16 protein-coding genes are annotated in these 16,595 nt (G+C 36.2%); 1 reads left to right on the forward strand and 15 read right to left on the reverse strand.

Translation table 11 applies throughout. The features are described 5' to 3' along the window. Positions 1–12: 12 nt before the first annotated feature. The 14 genes from MKZ17_RS20025 to rpsF all read right to left on the reverse strand — a co-directional run bounded on the left by MKZ17_RS20025 (position 13) and on the right by rpsF (position 14,665). A complete protein-coding gene (locus tag MKZ17_RS20025) occupies positions 13–840 on the reverse strand; it encodes a two-component system regulatory protein YycI (protein WP_340725448.1) in 828 nt (275 codons plus the stop codon). Next, complete coding sequence (locus MKZ17_RS20030; RefSeq protein WP_340725449.1) at positions 827–2,182, reverse strand: YycH family regulatory protein; 1,356 nt, start codon at positions 2,180–2,182, stop codon at positions 827–829. Before MKZ17_RS20030 ends, MKZ17_RS20025 begins: the two co-directional genes overlap by 14 nt. Continuing rightward, on the reverse strand, positions 2,179–4,020 hold the full coding sequence (gene walK, locus MKZ17_RS20035) for a cell wall metabolism sensor histidine kinase WalK (protein ID WP_340725450.1): 1,842 nt from the start codon (positions 4,018–4,020) through the stop codon (positions 2,179–2,181). Before walK ends, MKZ17_RS20030 begins: the two co-directional genes overlap by 4 nt. Positions 4,021–4,025: 5 nt before the next feature. Continuing rightward, complete coding sequence (yycF, locus tag MKZ17_RS20040) at positions 4,026–4,736, reverse strand: response regulator YycF (protein ID WP_340725451.1); 711 nt, start codon at positions 4,734–4,736, stop codon at positions 4,026–4,028. 241 nt (positions 4,737–4,977) lie between these two features. After that, on the reverse strand, positions 4,978–6,447 hold the full coding sequence (locus tag MKZ17_RS20045) for a M23 family metallopeptidase (protein WP_340725452.1): 1,470 nt from the start codon (positions 6,445–6,447) through the stop codon (positions 4,978–4,980). Positions 6,448–6,807: 360 nt separating this feature from the next. Beyond that, entirely contained in the window at positions 6,808–8,094 is a 1,287-nt protein-coding gene (locus tag MKZ17_RS20050) for an adenylosuccinate synthase (RefSeq protein WP_340725453.1), read from the reverse strand. 134 nt (positions 8,095–8,228) lie between these two features. Next, positions 8,229–9,581, reverse strand: coding sequence for a replicative DNA helicase (gene dnaB, locus MKZ17_RS20055; RefSeq protein WP_340725454.1), 1,353 nt, complete (start codon positions 9,579–9,581; stop codon positions 8,229–8,231). A 12-nt stretch (positions 9,582–9,593) separates the two neighbouring features. After that, positions 9,594–10,040 (reverse strand): 50S ribosomal protein L9, encoded by a 447-nt coding sequence (gene rplI, locus MKZ17_RS20060; RefSeq protein ID WP_340725455.1) that lies wholly within the window; start codon positions 10,038–10,040, stop codon positions 9,594–9,596. Next, positions 10,037–12,010 carry a DHH family phosphoesterase gene (locus tag MKZ17_RS20065; protein WP_340725456.1) on the reverse strand — a complete coding sequence of 658 codons (1,974 nt, stop codon included), beginning with the start codon at positions 12,008–12,010 and terminating at the stop codon, positions 10,037–10,039. Before MKZ17_RS20065 ends, rplI begins: the two co-directional genes overlap by 4 nt. A 13-nt stretch (positions 12,011–12,023) precedes the next feature. After that, a complete protein-coding gene (locus tag MKZ17_RS20070) occupies positions 12,024–12,971 on the reverse strand; it encodes a YybS family protein (protein WP_340725457.1) in 948 nt (315 codons plus the stop codon). Between the two features lie 267 nt (positions 12,972–13,238). Beyond that, on the reverse strand, positions 13,239–13,364 hold the full coding sequence (locus MKZ17_RS20075; RefSeq protein ID WP_340725458.1) for a hypothetical protein: 126 nt from the start codon (positions 13,362–13,364) through the stop codon (positions 13,239–13,241). Positions 13,365–13,487: 123 nt separating this feature from the next. Beyond that, the gene (gene rpsR, locus MKZ17_RS20080) at positions 13,488–13,727 is read right to left on the reverse strand and encodes a 30S ribosomal protein S18 (protein ID WP_188227411.1); all 240 of its coding nucleotides are present in this window, start codon (positions 13,725–13,727) and stop codon (positions 13,488–13,490) included. 45 nt (positions 13,728–13,772) lie between these two features. Then, positions 13,773–14,336, reverse strand: a complete 564-nt coding sequence (ssb, locus tag MKZ17_RS20085; RefSeq protein ID WP_340725459.1) for a single-stranded DNA-binding protein — start codon at positions 14,334–14,336, stop codon at positions 13,773–13,775. A 38-nt stretch (positions 14,337–14,374) separates the two neighbouring features. Next, the gene (rpsF, locus tag MKZ17_RS20090; protein WP_340725460.1) at positions 14,375–14,665 is read right to left on the reverse strand and encodes a 30S ribosomal protein S6; all 291 of its coding nucleotides are present in this window, start codon (positions 14,663–14,665) and stop codon (positions 14,375–14,377) included. Between the two features lie 181 nt (positions 14,666–14,846). Here rpsF and MKZ17_RS20095 point away from each other — a divergent pair, with 181 nt between their 5' ends. Beyond that, positions 14,847–15,380: a DUF3267 domain-containing protein gene (locus MKZ17_RS20095; protein WP_340725461.1), complete on the forward strand. Its 534-nt coding sequence runs from the start codon at positions 14,847–14,849 to the stop codon at positions 15,378–15,380. 49 nt (positions 15,381–15,429) lie between these two features. Here the strand turns inward: MKZ17_RS20095 and ychF are convergent, their stop codons facing one another. Beyond that, on the reverse strand, positions 15,430–16,530 hold the full coding sequence (gene ychF, locus MKZ17_RS20100) for a redox-regulated ATPase YchF (protein ID WP_340725462.1): 1,101 nt from the start codon (positions 16,528–16,530) through the stop codon (positions 15,430–15,432). Between the last annotated feature and the right edge of the window lie 65 nt (positions 16,531–16,595).

Below are 16,595 nucleotides of genomic sequence, written 5' to 3' on the forward strand. Positions count from 1 at the left end.
TTATAAAACTCCTTACTTTTCTATATCCTTTTCCTCAACTTCTGTTAAATCATTTTGTATATCAACGATTTTCCCATCTACCGCATTCACAAAATGTACTTCTTGGTTGCCATTGTCTCGCTTTACGCGTACTTCCCAAGTTGGTGCAAACACTTGCGTTTGCGTTATTTGAACAATTGTTGAATAGCCTAGCTTTATATTCACTATTTCAGAATTTGGTTTTAATAAATTATTCCCATACAAAATTTGAAGCACTTGAATCGGGGTAATTAGGTTTTTTTGTTTTTCTAATTTTTCATGCTTTTCAAGAATCGTCTGCTCATATGCATATACGCGATTATCTTCGTTCCAATAGATTTTAACATAACCTCGAACGTTATAATAAAGCGTTAAATTATTAACCTTTTGAAAAAATGTCGCTTCTCTCTTTTTCTCATCGAAACCCCATAACTCATACGAACTTCCTTCATGAACATAGCTATGAACAAAAGCTGTATACGAATCAAGCGTTGCTGTCCCTTGTAATTTCACCGGTTTTTCCATCGTTACAAGTAGTTTATTATCATTTTCTATACGTGCAATTTGATTGGCAAAATACGGTAGATCTGAAGGTAAGAAATTTTTAATTTGACCTGAATAATAGGAAGCCGTTTCATTATTATTAGGTAGAGCAATATACGTAATATTATCCTCTTTTAAACGGGACTCAATTTTTGTCGTTTCTCCTATTATTTCAATCGTTTCCCCTTCATTATAGCTCTCTAAATATTGCGTATATAGAAAGATATTTAATATTAAAAAGACCCAGATGAAAATTGATTTTGTTCTACTCCAATCCATTTTCACTACCCCCTAATTTATCGGGCGAAATGCGTGTCCAATCATCATTAGAAATAATAAACCAACTCGGCTCTAATAAAAAGACATCTCGATCTTGAATTTGCTCTTCATCTTGATTTTGATCTTGCATTAAATAATAACCGACAACGATTTCATCGATTTCATCAAGAGAATAGTCTTCCATACTACGAATATGCTCAATTGTTTTTTCTCCAGAAGCGAGCTCCTTAATTGTATGGATACTCGTAATATCGGATTCAATTGTGTAATATGGACGACGGTAACGGAAAAGACGGTTTTCTCCCCATGTTGTTACGATATGCGTTGTCGTCATCTTGCTATAAATCGGATATCCTTGTAAAAATAGCTGATATTTTATATTATGCTTTTTAACATTCATAGAAGAATAGCGATAGTCCTCTGTAAACCCGCCATGCTCATTAATAAAATCAAAGCTATCTTTTAGTAAACGAGCAGATGGAATAGGCGCAACGCTCTCTGCTGGTGGATATACATAGTTTAAAATCCGATTTTGTGTGTCCGCGGTCATAAGTGATGTGCCGTCTGTATATCTTTCAGACTGCAAGTTTTCCACATTATGCTGAACAATATTAGGATCACTAAATAAAATATCTTTATATTTATCAAGTGGACCCATCGTATCAATGAAATATCTATATTGAATTGTTTCAATTGGGTTTTGTGCTATATAAAGAGAGCGACGCATATCCCTCTCCACTTCCATATATGGGCTAAAATCTGTTACGGATGTTATAAACTCTTCTTTAAATAGATTCGGATCGTCCAGTTCTTCAACTGCACCAAACAAAATCTTTTTTTCAGTATTTAAAAATAGTAACTGCACTTGATTTTTTGAATCAATATTCGCGTAGTCAATAATAAGACGGGTGAAGTTTCCATCAGGCAAATCACTATCCGTTATAGGAAGAATGTCTTTAAAAACATGCAACGGTATTTCATCATTAAAAAATAACGTCACCCGATTATTCGTACGGATCATTTCATTCATTTTTACGTCGGATATATTACTATTAATTAAGTCTACATCCCCCGTATTTAAGGTCATTAGATGATCATATAATTGATTGATTACATTTGTTGAAACAGTTCCATAAAATTGACCTTCATCATGAAATAATAACCGATAAGGCTTTAAAACATCCTTTAATTCCTTTTGTTCACCAACTAAAACTTCATCAATTTGAGTTTCTTCAATTAGTTCATAATCCGGCTTATAGTTCCAAATCAAAAGCGTTAAGACAAGACTTAATAAAACGAGAAAAGTTAATAGAATGGATTTTATTTGTTCGATATACTTCATTCCCAATCCCCCGCTTCATCAAGTTCATACGGCAACGTGAAGAAAATCGTCGTGCCATATCCTTCCTCACTTTCAGCCCAAATTTTTCCTCCGTGTGCTTCAATCATTTCACGAGCAATTGCTAGACCTAAACCGGTGCCACCCATGGAGCGTGCACGCGCACGATCGACACGATAAAAACGGTCAAAAATTCGCCCAACGTTTTCTTTTGGAATCCCCATCCCATCATCAGAAATCATAACGCGTAGCATATTGTCATGGACAGTAAAGCCAAAACGAATATTCCCACCGTCTGGAGAATACTTCAATGCATTTGAAATAATATTATCTATTACCTGCGTTAACTTATCCGTATCAATATCTACAAAATAACTCGTTTCTGGTAAAAGACGAACAAATTCAACATTTTGCGATTTTGACATTTCAAAGCGATCAATAATCCGTGTGAAGAACTTATTAAACTCAACAAATTCCAAGTTTAATTCATATTCCTGGCTATCCATTTTTGATAATTGTAATAAATCATTCACGAGGCGAATCATACGCTCTGTTTCTGTTTGGGTTACATTTAAAAAGGTTGGTGCAATATTTGCATCTCGCCATGCCCCATCCGCTAATGCTTCTAAATAGCTCCGCATTGTCGTTAATGGTGTACGTAATTCATGCGATACATTTGCTACGAATTCACGGCGCTCCATATCATTTTTTTCTTGCTCAGTAATGTCATGAAGTACTGTAATTAAACCATTGACGAAGCCTGTTTCTTTTTGAATGACCGAAAAATTGGCACGCAAAACATATGGAGTCTCATTTGTACTAAAATCCAGGTTAACGGACTCCTTCATATGAATTAGATCTTCGAAGCTATATTCTTGGTCCAATCCTAAAACAGAGGCAATTGGCCGATTTAATGTAGTCTCCCTAGTGTCTTGCAATAGACTAAGTGCTGGTTCGTTAATTAAAATTATTTTCCCTTTACGATCAGTTGCAATTACTCCATCGGTCATGTTACTTAAAACACTGGCAAGCTTCCGTCGCTCAGCTTCCGTAGTAGATTGCGCTTCCTGTAAACGATTCGTTAAATGGTTGAATGCAATCGCTAACTGTCCAATCTCATCCGTACCGTATACGCGTACTTTGCGTGAATAATTCCCCTTTGACATCGCTTGTGCTTGTTTACGCATATCTGAAATCGGACGCGTAATGGTACGAGCTACTAAAATCCCTAGAATAATTGTTATAGCTAGTGACATCGCAATTCCTGCTGCAAAAATACGGTTAATTTCACTTAACTGCTCATAAACCTTTTCAATATTCGACTTAATATAAAAGGCACCTAATACTTCCCCATTCGGGCCAACTGTAGCAATCGGTGCAGCTAATAACCAAACACGCTCTCTTGTGTCTTCATCGATTGCGATTGAATCTTCGAGTGTTCCGGCTGAGATTGCTTTACGGATAATATCCTGATTTGCCCGTTGACCGACAATAGACTGGTTATTATTTTCTGACGTTGCTAAAATTCGGTAACGTTCATTAATGACGATAATTTCATTAATATCCTCCGTTGAGAACTCTTGTAAAATACTTCTTAAACTTTCTTCAAGTGAAGGAGTATTTTCATCACGTTCATCACGTTCTTTTACCATTTCTTCACGAATGCTGTAATGAACTAACTCTATTCGTTGCTCAATAGAATCTTGGAAATTTGTTTTTAAGTTTTCTTCTAATTCCTTCGAAAAATAAATCCCTATAATTTGCAAAGCAATAATTATTAATAACACATAAATTAGTACTAGCTTTACATGGATCGATTTAAAAAAACTTACTTTTTGCATGTATTTTACTCCTGCTCAGGATTTCGTAAGTAATAGCCAACTCCTCGTCTTGTTACAATCCATAAAGGATGACTTGGATTATCTTCAATTTTTTCACGAAGACGACGAATTGTTACATCAACCGTACGTACATCACCAAAATAGTCATAGCCCCAAACCGTTTGGAGTAGGTGCTCACGTGTCATAACTTGGCCGATATGCTTCGCTAAGTAATGCAATAACTCAAACTCACGATGTGTTAATTCAATTGCTTCTTCACGCTTTAATACTAAGTATGCATCTGGTTGAATTGTTAAAGAACCGATGACAATATCATTTGTCTCTGCTTGCGGGTCTTCGACTTGTGCAGGGACATTTAGTCGACGCATATTTGCTTTAACACGAGCAATTAATTCGCGTGTACTAAATGGTTTTGTAACATAATCATCTGCCCCCATTTCAAGGCCTAGTACTTTATCAATTTCTGAGCCTTTTGCTGTTAGCATAATGATTGGGAAATCATATTTTTTACGCACTTCTCGACATACTTCCATCCCATCACGTTTAGGTAACATAATATCTAGTAACATTAAATCTGGTTGCTCTTCTTCTACTTTTTGAAGTGCTTCATCGCCATCATATGCACAAATGACATGATAACCTTCCTTAATTAAGTTAAATTGTAAAATATCTGCAATTGGCTTTTCATCATCAACAACTAAAATAGTCTTTTCCATAACTCTTTCCTCTTTTCTTTAATAATTTCTCTATTATAAAAGGATTATATTTCTCTTTACTAACAATACTCTAACATGCTTTTTGTTTCTTTTCATTAAACAGATATTTTCAATTAATTATTTTCCGGGAAATATATTACTATAATTTATAAAAATCTATGTTATAGAAAGTATATGGTACCGTTTACTATTCTACTAAAAAAGGACAGCCCAAATAAACTTGGACTGTCTCCGATGTCAATTAATTTAAATATGCTAGTGGGTTAACTTCTGCTCCATTTTTATGGATTTCAAAGTGTAAATGTGTTCCTGTTGAACGACCTGTTGAACCCATTACACCAATAGCAGAACCTTGCTCAACAACTTGCCCTACTGTTACATCAATTTTTGATAAATGCGCATATAGTGACTCGTAACCGTTATTATGATCAATAACAACATAATTTCCGTATGTTGAATGTTTTCCGGCAGTCTTTACAACACCATTATCTGATGCCTTAATTGTATAATTAGATGGACGAGCAATATCTATTCCATAATGGTAACGTCCCCAACGATGGCCCATTTGACTTGAAATATAACCGCCATTTGCAGGCCATGCAAATGTACCTGTCCCCACTGAAGGAATTACTTTAGTCCCGATAACAACGACATAATCTTGAGGTTCAACTATAATTTCCTCAGCCGTTGGAACAAGCTCAGTGCGTACCCCATTTTCTTCGGTAATTAAATAAGAAACTTCCTTCTTACCATTAGCGCCCTCTTGTTTAACAATTCTTTCACCTTTAAGCTTTGTTTCGTCTTCTTCTACGATTTTATCAAATTCTATTTCTTGAGCTGCTTTCTTTTCATAAATGGCTTTTACTGAAACGTATGGCTTTTCAACCGTTACATTCAATTGATTCCCTATTTGAAGAATCGAATCGACTGTTAAAGATGGGTTTAATTCTAATAATTGCGCAATTGTTAAATCGTGTTTTTTAGCGATTGATCCTAATACATCCCCCGCCTGTACTGCATAGCTTTCCGTTTCAAGCGTACCTGTTTGGAGTAATTGGATCGCTTCTTGTACGGATACAATTTCCGAAGGCTCCACTGAAATCTCTTGTCCTGTCACATCTGCAGATAGTGCAACATCAACAAGACGTGTTTGACCTGCCTGTAATTCGGGAAGAGAAGTAGAAGTAGCTCTCGTTTCTAATTCATCTAGTTGTTGTTGTGATACATATTGAAGCTTTAATCCGTCTATTACGGCTTCAAAATCCTTTTGATCCTTTAAAGATGCAATAACAGTATCACCGATTTGCAATGAGTAAGCCTGTGCTTGAACTGAAATTGCTTCTTGCAGCTTAGTTAATGTTTCTTGCTCTTTCGCATCTACCTTGAATACTTGTTCAGGGATAATCGTAATATCAGAGCCTGCATCGATTGTTAAATCCTTGTACTGCATAGTTGCCTCTTGCTCTTTCTGTTCAACTAATTGTTGGATCGAAGCTTCATTTGCAACTGCACCGATATATGCATCAGCCACATATACGTGATAAATTTTATCAAATTTTTCTTTATCTGCTTCATTTGCGAAACCAAGGTTGAATGTCACAGTTGAAACAATTAATGCCATTACTGCTGCGATTTTTAGTTTACTATTGTGACCATTCTTTAGACTTAGCTTAAAGTCCTTTAAGTCTATTTTGTTTCTATTTGAACTCATGATAAAGCCCCTTCCAAAAATATCTTATCTATTTGAAATAAAATGTAGTTTTTTTCCTTATATAAAAATCACACTCCGTTAATGTATCATATTTCTCATTTCAAATGAACTATAAATTCGATTTGTAATGAAATTGTATTATTTTCTAAAAATTTGTTACATTCTGTATTACTAGTAAGTTCTACATTCTTTTTTATATTCAAAGCCTACTTTTATTATGCGTTTTAACGTCTATTTTTAGAGTAAAAAACTATCTTTTCTTAATGAAATTTATTATTTTTTTCGTTTAACTTCTTCAATTAAAAACATTAAAAAACCCTCTAATTTAACTATTAGAGGGCTTCTTTTATGATCTATTTTTTACTCCCAAATACCATTTACGATATTTGTTTGCTCTCGAGCTGGTCCTACAGAGAATGTCATTAAATTAATCCCTGTTATTTCAAGAATACGATTAATATAATTACGTGCGTTCTCTGGTAATTCTTCTAATGTGCGGACACCTGTCACATCTTCAGACCATCCTGGTAGCTCTTCATAAATTGGCTGGCACTTATCAATAATTTCTAAATTCGCCGGATACTCAGTAATAATTTCACCGTTGTAGTTGTACGCTGTACAAATTTTGACTGTCTCAAGACCTGAAAGAACATCAATTGAGTTTAAAGCTAAATCCGTAATTCCAGAAACACGGCGAGAGTGACGGACAACGACAGAATCAAACCAGCCTACACGGCGGGGACGACCTGTTGTCGTGCCGTATTCACGACCAACCTCACGAATTTGATGCCCCACTTCGTCATGTAACTCTGTTGGGAATGGACCATCTCCTACACGAGATGTATATGCTTTACAAACACCTACAACACGCTCCACAGCATTTGGTCCAACGCCCGAACCAATGGCTATACCACCTGCGACAGGATTTGAAGATGTTACGAACGGATATGTACCTTGATCAACATCAAGCATAATTCCTTGTGCACCTTCGAATAATACTTTCCCGCCTTTATCAATCACATCATTTAATACTTTCGATGTATCTGTTACATATTTCGCAATTTCTTGTCCATATGCATAATACTCTTCAAAAATATCTTCAAATTTTAATCCTTCTACTTCGTAAAACTTTGTAAATAATCGATTTTTTAATTCTAAATTCGCTCTTAACTTCTTCTCAAAAATATCTTTATCTAATAAATCTGCGACACGAATCCCAATGCGACCTACTTTGTCTTGATAGCATGGTCCAATTCCTTTTGCTGTTGTACCAATTTTTTGATCACCACGACTTGCTTCGTCAACAATATCCTGATGAATATGATAAGGTAAAATCACGTGTGCACGATTGGAAATACGTAAGTTTGATGTATCAATACCACGTTCTTGTAACCCTTTTAACTCTTTTACAATCGATTTAGGATTAAGTACGACACCATTTCCGATAACAGACAATTTATCTGAATAAAAAATACCTGATGGAATTAAATGAAGCTTATATGTTTCTTCACCTATTTTAATTGTATGACCTGCGTTATCTCCGCCAGCAAAGCGTGCGATCGCATCGGCCTTTTTTGAAAGGAAATCCGTAATCTTTCCTTTTCCTTCGTCTCCCCATTGTGTACCTACTACAACTACTGCTGTCATACTCGAGCACCTCCGACGAACGTATAAACGTCCCTACTTATGAACCATGAACATTTTAACAATTCGGAATTAAAAAAGCAACAAAAAACACGAACATATTTTAATCACTTCTGATTAACGTTCGTGTTTAATGGTCATTCTTCCCTGGGTGGCGGGGTAAAATCTAAATTTAAAAATTTATTATACTCTTTTCGGAATGCTAAGCTTACTGTACCAGTTGGACCGTTACGTTGCTTAGCAATAATTATTTCAATAATATCCTTGCTTTCCGATTCTTTATCATAGTAATCATCACGATATAAGAAAGCTACAATATCCGCATCTTGCTCAATCGAACCAGATTCACGTAAGTCGCTCATCATTGGACGCTTATCTTGACGTTGCTCTACACCACGAGAAAGCTGTGATAAAGCAATAACCGGTACTTTTAACTCTCGGGCTAAGCCCTTTAACGAACGAGAAATCTCCGATACTTCTTGCTGACGGTTTTCGCCAGGCTTACCACTACCTAAAATTAGCTGCAAGTAATCGATGAGGATCATTCCTAATCCTTGTTCCTTCGCCAGTCGTCGGCATTTTGCCCGAATATCTGTAATACGTACACCCGGAGTATCATCAATAAAAATACCTGAATTCGATAAACTTCCCATGGCCATCGTAAGCTTACTCCAGTCTTCTGCTTCTAAAGCCCCTGTACGTAAGCGTTGTGCATCAATATTTCCTTCCGCACATAACATACGCATGACAAGTTGGTCTGCACCCATCTCTAGTGAGAAGATTGCCACATTTTCACGTGCTTTAACCGCAACGCTTTGTGCAACATTCAGCGCAAAGGCTGTTTTACCAACAGATGGACGTGCTGCAACAATAATTAAATCATTACGTTGAAACCCTGCAGTCATTTTATCAAGGTCGCGGAAGCCAGTAGGAATACCTGTCACGTCCCCGTCACGTGATTGCAGCTGTTCAATGTTATCAAATGTTTGAACTAATACATCTTTTACATGCTTAAAGTCCCCTGCATTTTTACGATTGGATACTTCAAGCATTTTCTTTTCAGCTTCTGCTAAAAGAACCTCTACTTCGTCCTCACGTGTATAACCATCATCAGCTATTTTTGATGCTACACGAATAAGGCGGCGTAATAGTGCCTTTTCCTCTACAATTTTTGCATAGTGTGCAATATTAGCAGCTGTAGGAACGGCATTAGCAAGCTCCGTTAAGTAACTAAGCCCCCCGACATCTTCTAACTCTTTTTTTGCTGATAATTCTTCTGTAACTGTGACAACATCTATCGCTTTTCCTTTATCGCTTAAATTCAGCATCGTTTGGAAAATCTTTTGATGTGCAATATGATAAAAATCATCGGCAATAACAATTTCAGATGCTGTTATAAGTGCTTGCGGTTCAAGGAAGATCGCGCCAAGGACCGATTGCTCGGCTTCATTATTATGTGGCGGAACGCGATCCATCATGGATTCGTTCATCGTTGTCGCTCCTTATTCTTCAATTACATGCACTTTTAAAGTAGCCTTTACATCATGATGTAATTTTACAGGAACGTTTGTAAAGCCTAATGAACGAATTCCGTCATTGCACTCCATTTTACGCTTGTCAACTTTAAAACCATGTTTCTTTTGTAATGCCTCAGCAATTTGTTTTGTAGAAACTGAGCCGAATAAACGACCGCCTTCTCCTGATTTAGCTTTTACCTCTACTGTAATTGCTTCTAATTGCTCTTTTAAATCTTTAGCAGCTTGTAATTCAGCTGCAGCATTTTTTTCAGCTAGACGCTTTTGGCCTTGTAATTCACTTAAAGCTTGGCTTGTTGCTTCTTTGGCATAACCATTTTTAATTAAAAAGTTGCGGCCATAACCTTCTGCCACTTCTTTAATTTCACCTTTTTTACCTGAACCTTTAACATCTTTTAAAAATACTACTTTCATGATTCCTTACTCCCTTCGACGATTTCACCAATTGCTTGATATAAATATTTTTTAGCTTCATCTATAGTACTTGCTTCGATCTGTGTAGCTGCATTTGTTAAATGTCCTCCACCACCAAGCTTTTCCATAACGAGCTGAACATTTATTTCACCTAATGAACGGGCACTTATACCGATTAATCCATCATTACGGTGTGCTACGACAAACGATGCTCCGACATCTTTTAATGTCAGCAAAATGTCCGCTGTTTGTGCAATTAATACTGAGTCATATACTTTTGATTCTTCGCCATTTGCGACAGCAATCCCCTTGTAAGGGAAATCAACCGTTTGTATAATTTTTGAGCGGGTAACGTACGTATCAACATCTTCTTTTAATAAGCGCTGAATTAATACTGTATCCGCACCGAGCGTACGTAAATATGAGGCTGCCTCAAATGTACGGGCACCGGTTCTCAGCGTAAAGCTTTTTGTATCCACTATAATACCAGATAATAGAGCTGTTGCTTCAAGTGTCACTAATTTTTCATTTTGTGGTTGGTATTCTAATAGCTCTGTTACAAGTTCGGCAGTAGATGACGCATATGGTTCCATATAAACGAGCGTCGGATTAAATATAAATTCTTCCCCACGTCGATGATGATCAATGACAACAATCTTATCCGTTTTATCTAATAAGCGATTATCGATTACCATGCTAGGCTTATGAGTATCTACAATAATGACTAAAGATTTTGACGTCATTTTTGAGAGCGCCTCATCCGGTGTGATGAACCGATCATAAAAGTCTGTCTTTTCTTTAAGTTCATTCATTAAGCGATCCACACTACCACGGACTTCATCAAAATTAACAACAATAAAGCCTTCCACTTCATTCATTTCTGCCATTTTTCGTACACCTACAGAGGCACCGATTGAATCCATATCAGGATTTTTATGTCCCATTACAAACACACGATCACTATCTTGTATTAAATCGCGTAAAGCGTGGGAAATGACACGTGCTCGTACCCTCGTTCGTTTTTCAATAGGGTTCGTTTTTCCTCCATAGAAACGAATTTTACCATTTGTTTCCTTGATGGCTACTTGGTCGCCCCCACGCCCTAATACTAAGTCAAGGCTTGATTGCGCTAGCTGACCAAGCTCCAATAAGTTTTGCGAACCTGCGCCAATACCAATACTTAAAGTTAATGATAGGTTTTTTTGCATCGTTCGTTCACGGATAACATCTAAAATTGAAAAACGTTTTTGCTCTAACTCTTCGAGAATCGACTCATTTAATACAGCCATAAAACGGTCTGATGCAATTCGTTTTGCAAATATTCCATAATGGGCTGCCCACTCATTAATAATTGATGTCACCATCGAATTGGTTAAACTCCTTGCTTGGTCATCCATTCCGGATGTTATTTCATCATAATTATCAATGAATATAATACCTAGCACTGTTCGATCGGCAAAATACTGTGTTTCAATTTCAACTTGCTTTGTCACATCAAAGAAATAAATTAATTTTTCTGCTTTTCTATAATACACGTGATACTTTCGATCTTGAAGAGTAAGAATTAATTCATCTTCTTGATCTTGAAGCAGAAATGCATGCAAATCTTCTGATATTGTAAATAAATCGTGACCAATTAATGTTTCTGCTTGCAGCACTTTTAACATAAATGGATTTGCCCACTCGACTGTGTTTTCATCATTTATCAATAAAATACCAAAGGGCATTTCTAAAAATGCTTCTTCCCCTACATTTTTCATACGATATGAAAGGGTTTCAATATGTTTTTCTGTTTCTATATACGTCAGCATTTCAAGCTTCATCGTATAATACATCACGCATGCAAATACTAAAATATAGGCAATACCAATCCATACATTCCAACTCATCATAAGGACAGCTGCTACTATACCTAGTATGGCTAGTACTAAAAGTGGATATCGAATTGGTCTTTTACGAAAAATCCCCATTTCAATCAGCTCCTCATTTTTGACTCTTTTCCTGAATGAATCCGCGTGCATTAAATCCTAAATCAATTATTCCAATTAAAATAACAAAAGAATATAAAGGAATAGCCATTATAGTAATCAGCACTTTAAGAAATTTTGGCTGCTTATAAGCATCTAATACAAAATGAATAAACGAAATGCCTTGGATTGTTAACAATACCCATAAAATAATCGAGATATTTAACATAACCATTGCCAATGCTGAATCTACATCTGGGCGAACAAATAAATTAATCGATAAAACGATTAAATAGTACCATAAAACTGCACGAGGTAAACGCAATTCGCTAAACTGCGAGAACTTTGGGACATCTATTTTGAAGCGTTTTAATAATGGTAAATTCACTGTTATTAATAGTAACGACACTAACAATACCCCTAACGTAATTGAAGCTGGTATCGTCATTTCAACTGTATCCATCATTTTATTCATACTGTCCAGCATTTGTTCTGGAGCCGGTTGACCCGATATTTTTGTGGCCAATTCAATGGATTCCTTATAGCTTGTACGCATTAGCTCTATTGATTCTTTAATAAAATCAATACCTAGCAAACGTATTGAGATCAGGTACTGAATTGAAAATGTAATTAATATGACAACACTTGTGGAGAGAAACATAAACAATTTGCTCTTTTTATTGTAAATTGCATCACCAATTACTACACCTGCTGCTGCAAAAATGAAGGACACTGGTAAAATGAACAATCCTCCAATAAAAAAAGGAACAAATATAGCGATAATAGCCACTAAGAATGAAGACTTTCTATCGTAGGTCGCACTGTACCAAATAATCGGCAATGGAGCAAAAAACATTGCAATTATGCTTACCAAGGGCACAAAGAATACAACAGCCATTAACACGGTAAATAGCGCAATCATCATAGCCCCATGTGCTAGCCTTTTTGATTGATTATTTTGCATTGAGAACCTTCCTTATCTAAAATTAAAAAGACCGCCCGTGTAGCATATGCCTTCACGTATGGATCTTTTTAAAGGCTGATTGAAAAGAAAAATTTATATCAACCTAATATTTTTTCTAACTACTCTATTGTACCATTTTTATATGGGCAAACAAACTAGCGTTACCGAACAAGCAATAGAAATTCCCACTTCCTATTATATAGAAGAAAAAACGCACAAAATCTAATGGTGGATTTTGTACGTCTTATATGGTTCTGAGTATTTCTATCAATGAGAATTAAGTAATCCAGCAAGCAATTCTACTATATTCTTTAAATAAGCAACTATAAAATAACTATTTATAGCTAAAGCTACAAGAGAAATTGTTATAATAATTTTAATAAATTTATCCATTATATCGACCTCATTTTTTAACAAAACATAATGACCACTTTTATTTCCAACACTTACAAACTCAAAATAAGCAAAAAAATACAACAAAGGTTAAATTAAACCCTTGTTGTACTTATCTTGTTCTTATTTGTCTTCAGCAACGAATGGTAATAAAGCCATAATACGTGAAACTTTGATTGCAGATGTAAGTTTACGTTGGTATTTAGCAGAAGTACCTGTTACGCGACGTGGTAAAATTTTACCGCGCTCAGAGATGAATTTCTTTAAAAGATCTACATCTTTGTAGTCGATGTGCGTAATGTTATTAGAAGTGAAGTAGCAAACTTTACGGCGTTTGCGGCCTCCGCGACGTGGTGCCATTATCGTGTTCCTCCTTTTAATTTTTAATTTGTAGACACTCAAAATTTCTTAGAACGGTAAATCGTCTTCTGAAACCTCAATCGGTCCTTTACTATTAGCAAATGGATCTTCATCTACACGTGTATAGTTTTGCTGATTTTGAGGTGGTTGTTGATATGAACCATAAGAATCTTGCTGTGGTTGCGCACCACCAAATTGTTGGTTTGGTTGACTATTGTAAGACGGTTGACCGCCACCATAGCCCTGTCCACCATACTGTTGATTTGGCATACCTTGAGATTGGTTCGCTCCTCCGCGCGGCTCTAAGAACTGCACTGCATCTGCTACTACATCTGTCGTGTATACACGCTTCCCATCTTGTCCTTCAAAGCTACCTGTTTGAATACGACCTTCTACACCAATCAAACTTCCTTTTCTCATGAAGTTTGCTAAGTTTTCAGCTTGTTTTCTCCAAGCAATACAGCCTATGAAATCAGCTTCTTTTTCACCTGATTGGTTCGAAAAAGTACGATTTACAGCAACTGTAAAACGCGCCATTGGAACGCCACTCGGTGTGTAACGAAGCTCTGGATCCTTTGTCAGTCTTCCGACTAATACGACACGGTTGATCATCAGTACACCCTCCTTTTCTCAGCATTTAAATTTAAAAATTATTTTTCTTCTTCACGAACAGCGATATGACGGATAATGTCTTCGCTGATGTTTGCTAAACGAGTGTATTCGTTGATAGCAGCTGTATCAGCGTTAACTTTCACGATTTGGTAGAAACCTTCGCGGAAGTCGTTGATTTCGTAAGCTAAGCGGCGTTTACCCCACTCTTTTGCTTCAACGATCTCAGCACCGTTTGAAGTTAAGATTTCGTTGAAACGCTCTACTAAAGCTTTCTTCGCATCTTCTTCAATGTTTGGGCGGATGATGTACATTAATTCATACTTTCTCATTTGTGTTTGCACCTCCTTATGGACTTGGGCTCTCCTAGCAAGTAGGGAGCAAGGAGTAAGTAACTTCTATTACTCACATCAATGAATTGTATCACATTTCCTTATTAGGCGCAACTAGCTTTACCTTCTATATTGGAATCCAACCTTTGTTATAATTAAAAAGAATACGAGGAGGGATGAAATGGATCAACAACCTATTGTCGTTGAACTCGATATGAAAAAAATTGCCCGGGACAATATTATTTTAACGATCTTGTTAGTTATTATTTTTGTCATTATGAATATGCTTATTCATCAACGTTTTCAATTTGAATTTTCCATTTGGGATTTCATGATTCTTTTTACAAGCTATCTATTACTTATCATACTTCATGAAGCTTTTCATTTAATTGGGTTTATGCTATTCGGCAAAGTAGCCTACAAGGAACTTGATTATGGCGTCAATTTAAAATTAGGCGTTGCATATGCAACAACTAAAAAGCCTTTATCAAATGCTGCGATGAAAAAAGCATTACTTTTACCCTTTTGGACAACTGGTGTCCTCCCAGCAATAGTTGGTTTTTCTATTGATAATTTTCTTCTTGTTTTATTAGGAGCTCTTCTAATTGCCGGTGCTATAGGGGATTTTTATATGTATAAAGAATTAAGAAAATATCCAGAAGAAGCTGTCGTGAAGGATGACCCGAAAGAGCCAAAACTTTATATTTATCTTTAATAAAAAACTCGATTTACTCACAGTCTTAGGAGTAAATCGAGTTTTAATTTTATACGTTAAAACGGAATAGCATAACATCGCCATCTTGAACGACGTACTCTTTACCTTCTGAACGAACCTTACCTGTTTCTTTTGCAGCTGCATGTGACCCAGCTTCTACTAAATCTTCAAAAGAAACCGTTTCTGCACGGATGAAACCGCGCTCAAAGTCAGTATGAATAACACCCGCACATTGAGGGGCTTTCATGCCTTTACGGAATGTCCAAGCACGTACTTCTTGTACACCAGCTGTGAAGTACGTTGCTAAGCCTAATAAGTCATAAGAAGCACGGATTAATTGGTCAAGACCCGACTCTTTAATTCCTAGCTCTTCTAAGAACATTGCTTTCTCATCATCATCTAACTCAGAAATTTCTTCTTCTACTTTTGCACAAACTGTAATCACTTTTGAGCCTTCTTTAGCAGCAAATTCACGTACCATTTGTACGTATTTGTTGTTGTCAGCATCTGCTACTTCGTCTTCTGACACGTTTGCTACATAAAGCATTGGTTTAATCGTTAATAAGTGTAAACCTTTAATAACTTTTAAGTCATCTTCAGAAAGTTCAACTGCTCGTGCTGGTAGATCATTTTCTAATGCTTCTTTAATTTTCACTAAAATAGGCTCTTCAATTAATGCTTCTTTATCTTTTTGCTTGGCCATTTTAGATACTTTTTGTAAACGCTTGTCCACTGATTCTAAATCTGCTAATACAAGCTCTAAATTAATGACTTCGATATCGTCAATTGGGTTTACATTCCCTGCAACGTGTGTAATGTTTTCATCTTCGAAACAACGTACAACTTGGCAAATCGCATCTACTTCGCGAATGTGTGATAAGAATTTGTTTCCTAAACCTTCACCTTGGGATGCCCCTTTTACGATTCCCGCAATATCCGTAAATTCAAATGAAGTAGGTACCGTTTTTTTCGGTTCAACTAATTCAGTTAGTTTTTGTAAACGATAATCAGGTACTTCTACAACCCCAACGTTTGGATCGATTGTTGCGAACGGGTAGTTTGCTGCAAGTGCGCCTGCTTTTGTAATTGCGTTAAATAATGTGGATTTTCCTACGTTCGGTAATCCAACAATACCAGCTGTTAATGCCATTTTGACACAACCTTTCTATGTTCGGTCCATTTTTGCTAAATTTCTATAACCTTGTCTATTATATT

The sequence above is a fragment of the Solibacillus sp. FSL R7-0682 genome (assembly GCF_038005985.1).
In the GTDB taxonomy this organism is placed as follows: domain Bacteria; phylum Bacillota; class Bacilli; order Bacillales_A; family Planococcaceae; genus Solibacillus.

Coding starts and splice junctions, on each gene's coding strand:
- walK (WP_340725450.1), bottom strand. CDS start 4,020: ATGCAAAAAGTAAGTTTTTTTAAATCGATCCATGTAAAGCTAGTACTA.
- rpsF (WP_340725460.1), bottom strand. CDS start 14,665: ATGAGAAAGTATGAATTAATGTACATCATCCGCCCAAACATTGAAGAA.
- MKZ17_RS20070 (WP_340725457.1), bottom strand. CDS start 12,971: ATGCAAAATAATCAATCAAAAAGGCTAGCACATGGGGCTATGATGATT.
- MKZ17_RS20030 (WP_340725449.1), bottom strand. CDS start 2,182: ATGAAGTATATCGAACAAATAAAATCCATTCTATTAACTTTTCTCGTT.
- rplI (WP_340725455.1), bottom strand. CDS start 10,040: ATGAAAGTAGTATTTTTAAAAGATGTTAAAGGTTCAGGTAAAAAAGGT.
- dnaB (WP_340725454.1), bottom strand. CDS start 9,581: ATGAACGAATCCATGATGGATCGCGTTCCGCCACATAATAATGAAGCC.
- ssb (WP_340725459.1), bottom strand. CDS start 14,336: ATGATCAACCGTGTCGTATTAGTCGGAAGACTGACAAAGGATCCAGAG.
- MKZ17_RS20065 (WP_340725456.1), bottom strand. CDS start 12,010: ATGGGGATTTTTCGTAAAAGACCAATTCGATATCCACTTTTAGTACTA.
- MKZ17_RS20075 (WP_340725458.1), bottom strand. CDS start 13,364: ATGGATAAATTTATTAAAATTATTATAACAATTTCTCTTGTAGCTTTA.
- MKZ17_RS20095 (WP_340725461.1), top strand. CDS start 14,847: ATGGATCAACAACCTATTGTCGTTGAACTCGATATGAAAAAAATTGCC.
- ychF (WP_340725462.1), bottom strand. CDS start 16,530: ATGGCATTAACAGCTGGTATTGTTGGATTACCGAACGTAGGAAAATCC.
- yycF (WP_340725451.1), bottom strand. CDS start 4,736: ATGGAAAAGACTATTTTAGTTGTTGATGATGAAAAGCCAATTGCAGAT.
- MKZ17_RS20025 (WP_340725448.1), bottom strand. CDS start 840: ATGGATTGGAGTAGAACAAAATCAATTTTCATCTGGGTCTTTTTAATA.
- MKZ17_RS20050 (WP_340725453.1), bottom strand. CDS start 8,094: ATGACAGCAGTAGTTGTAGTAGGTACACAATGGGGAGACGAAGGAAAA.
- MKZ17_RS20045 (WP_340725452.1), bottom strand. CDS start 6,447: ATGAGTTCAAATAGAAACAAAATAGACTTAAAGGACTTTAAGCTAAGT.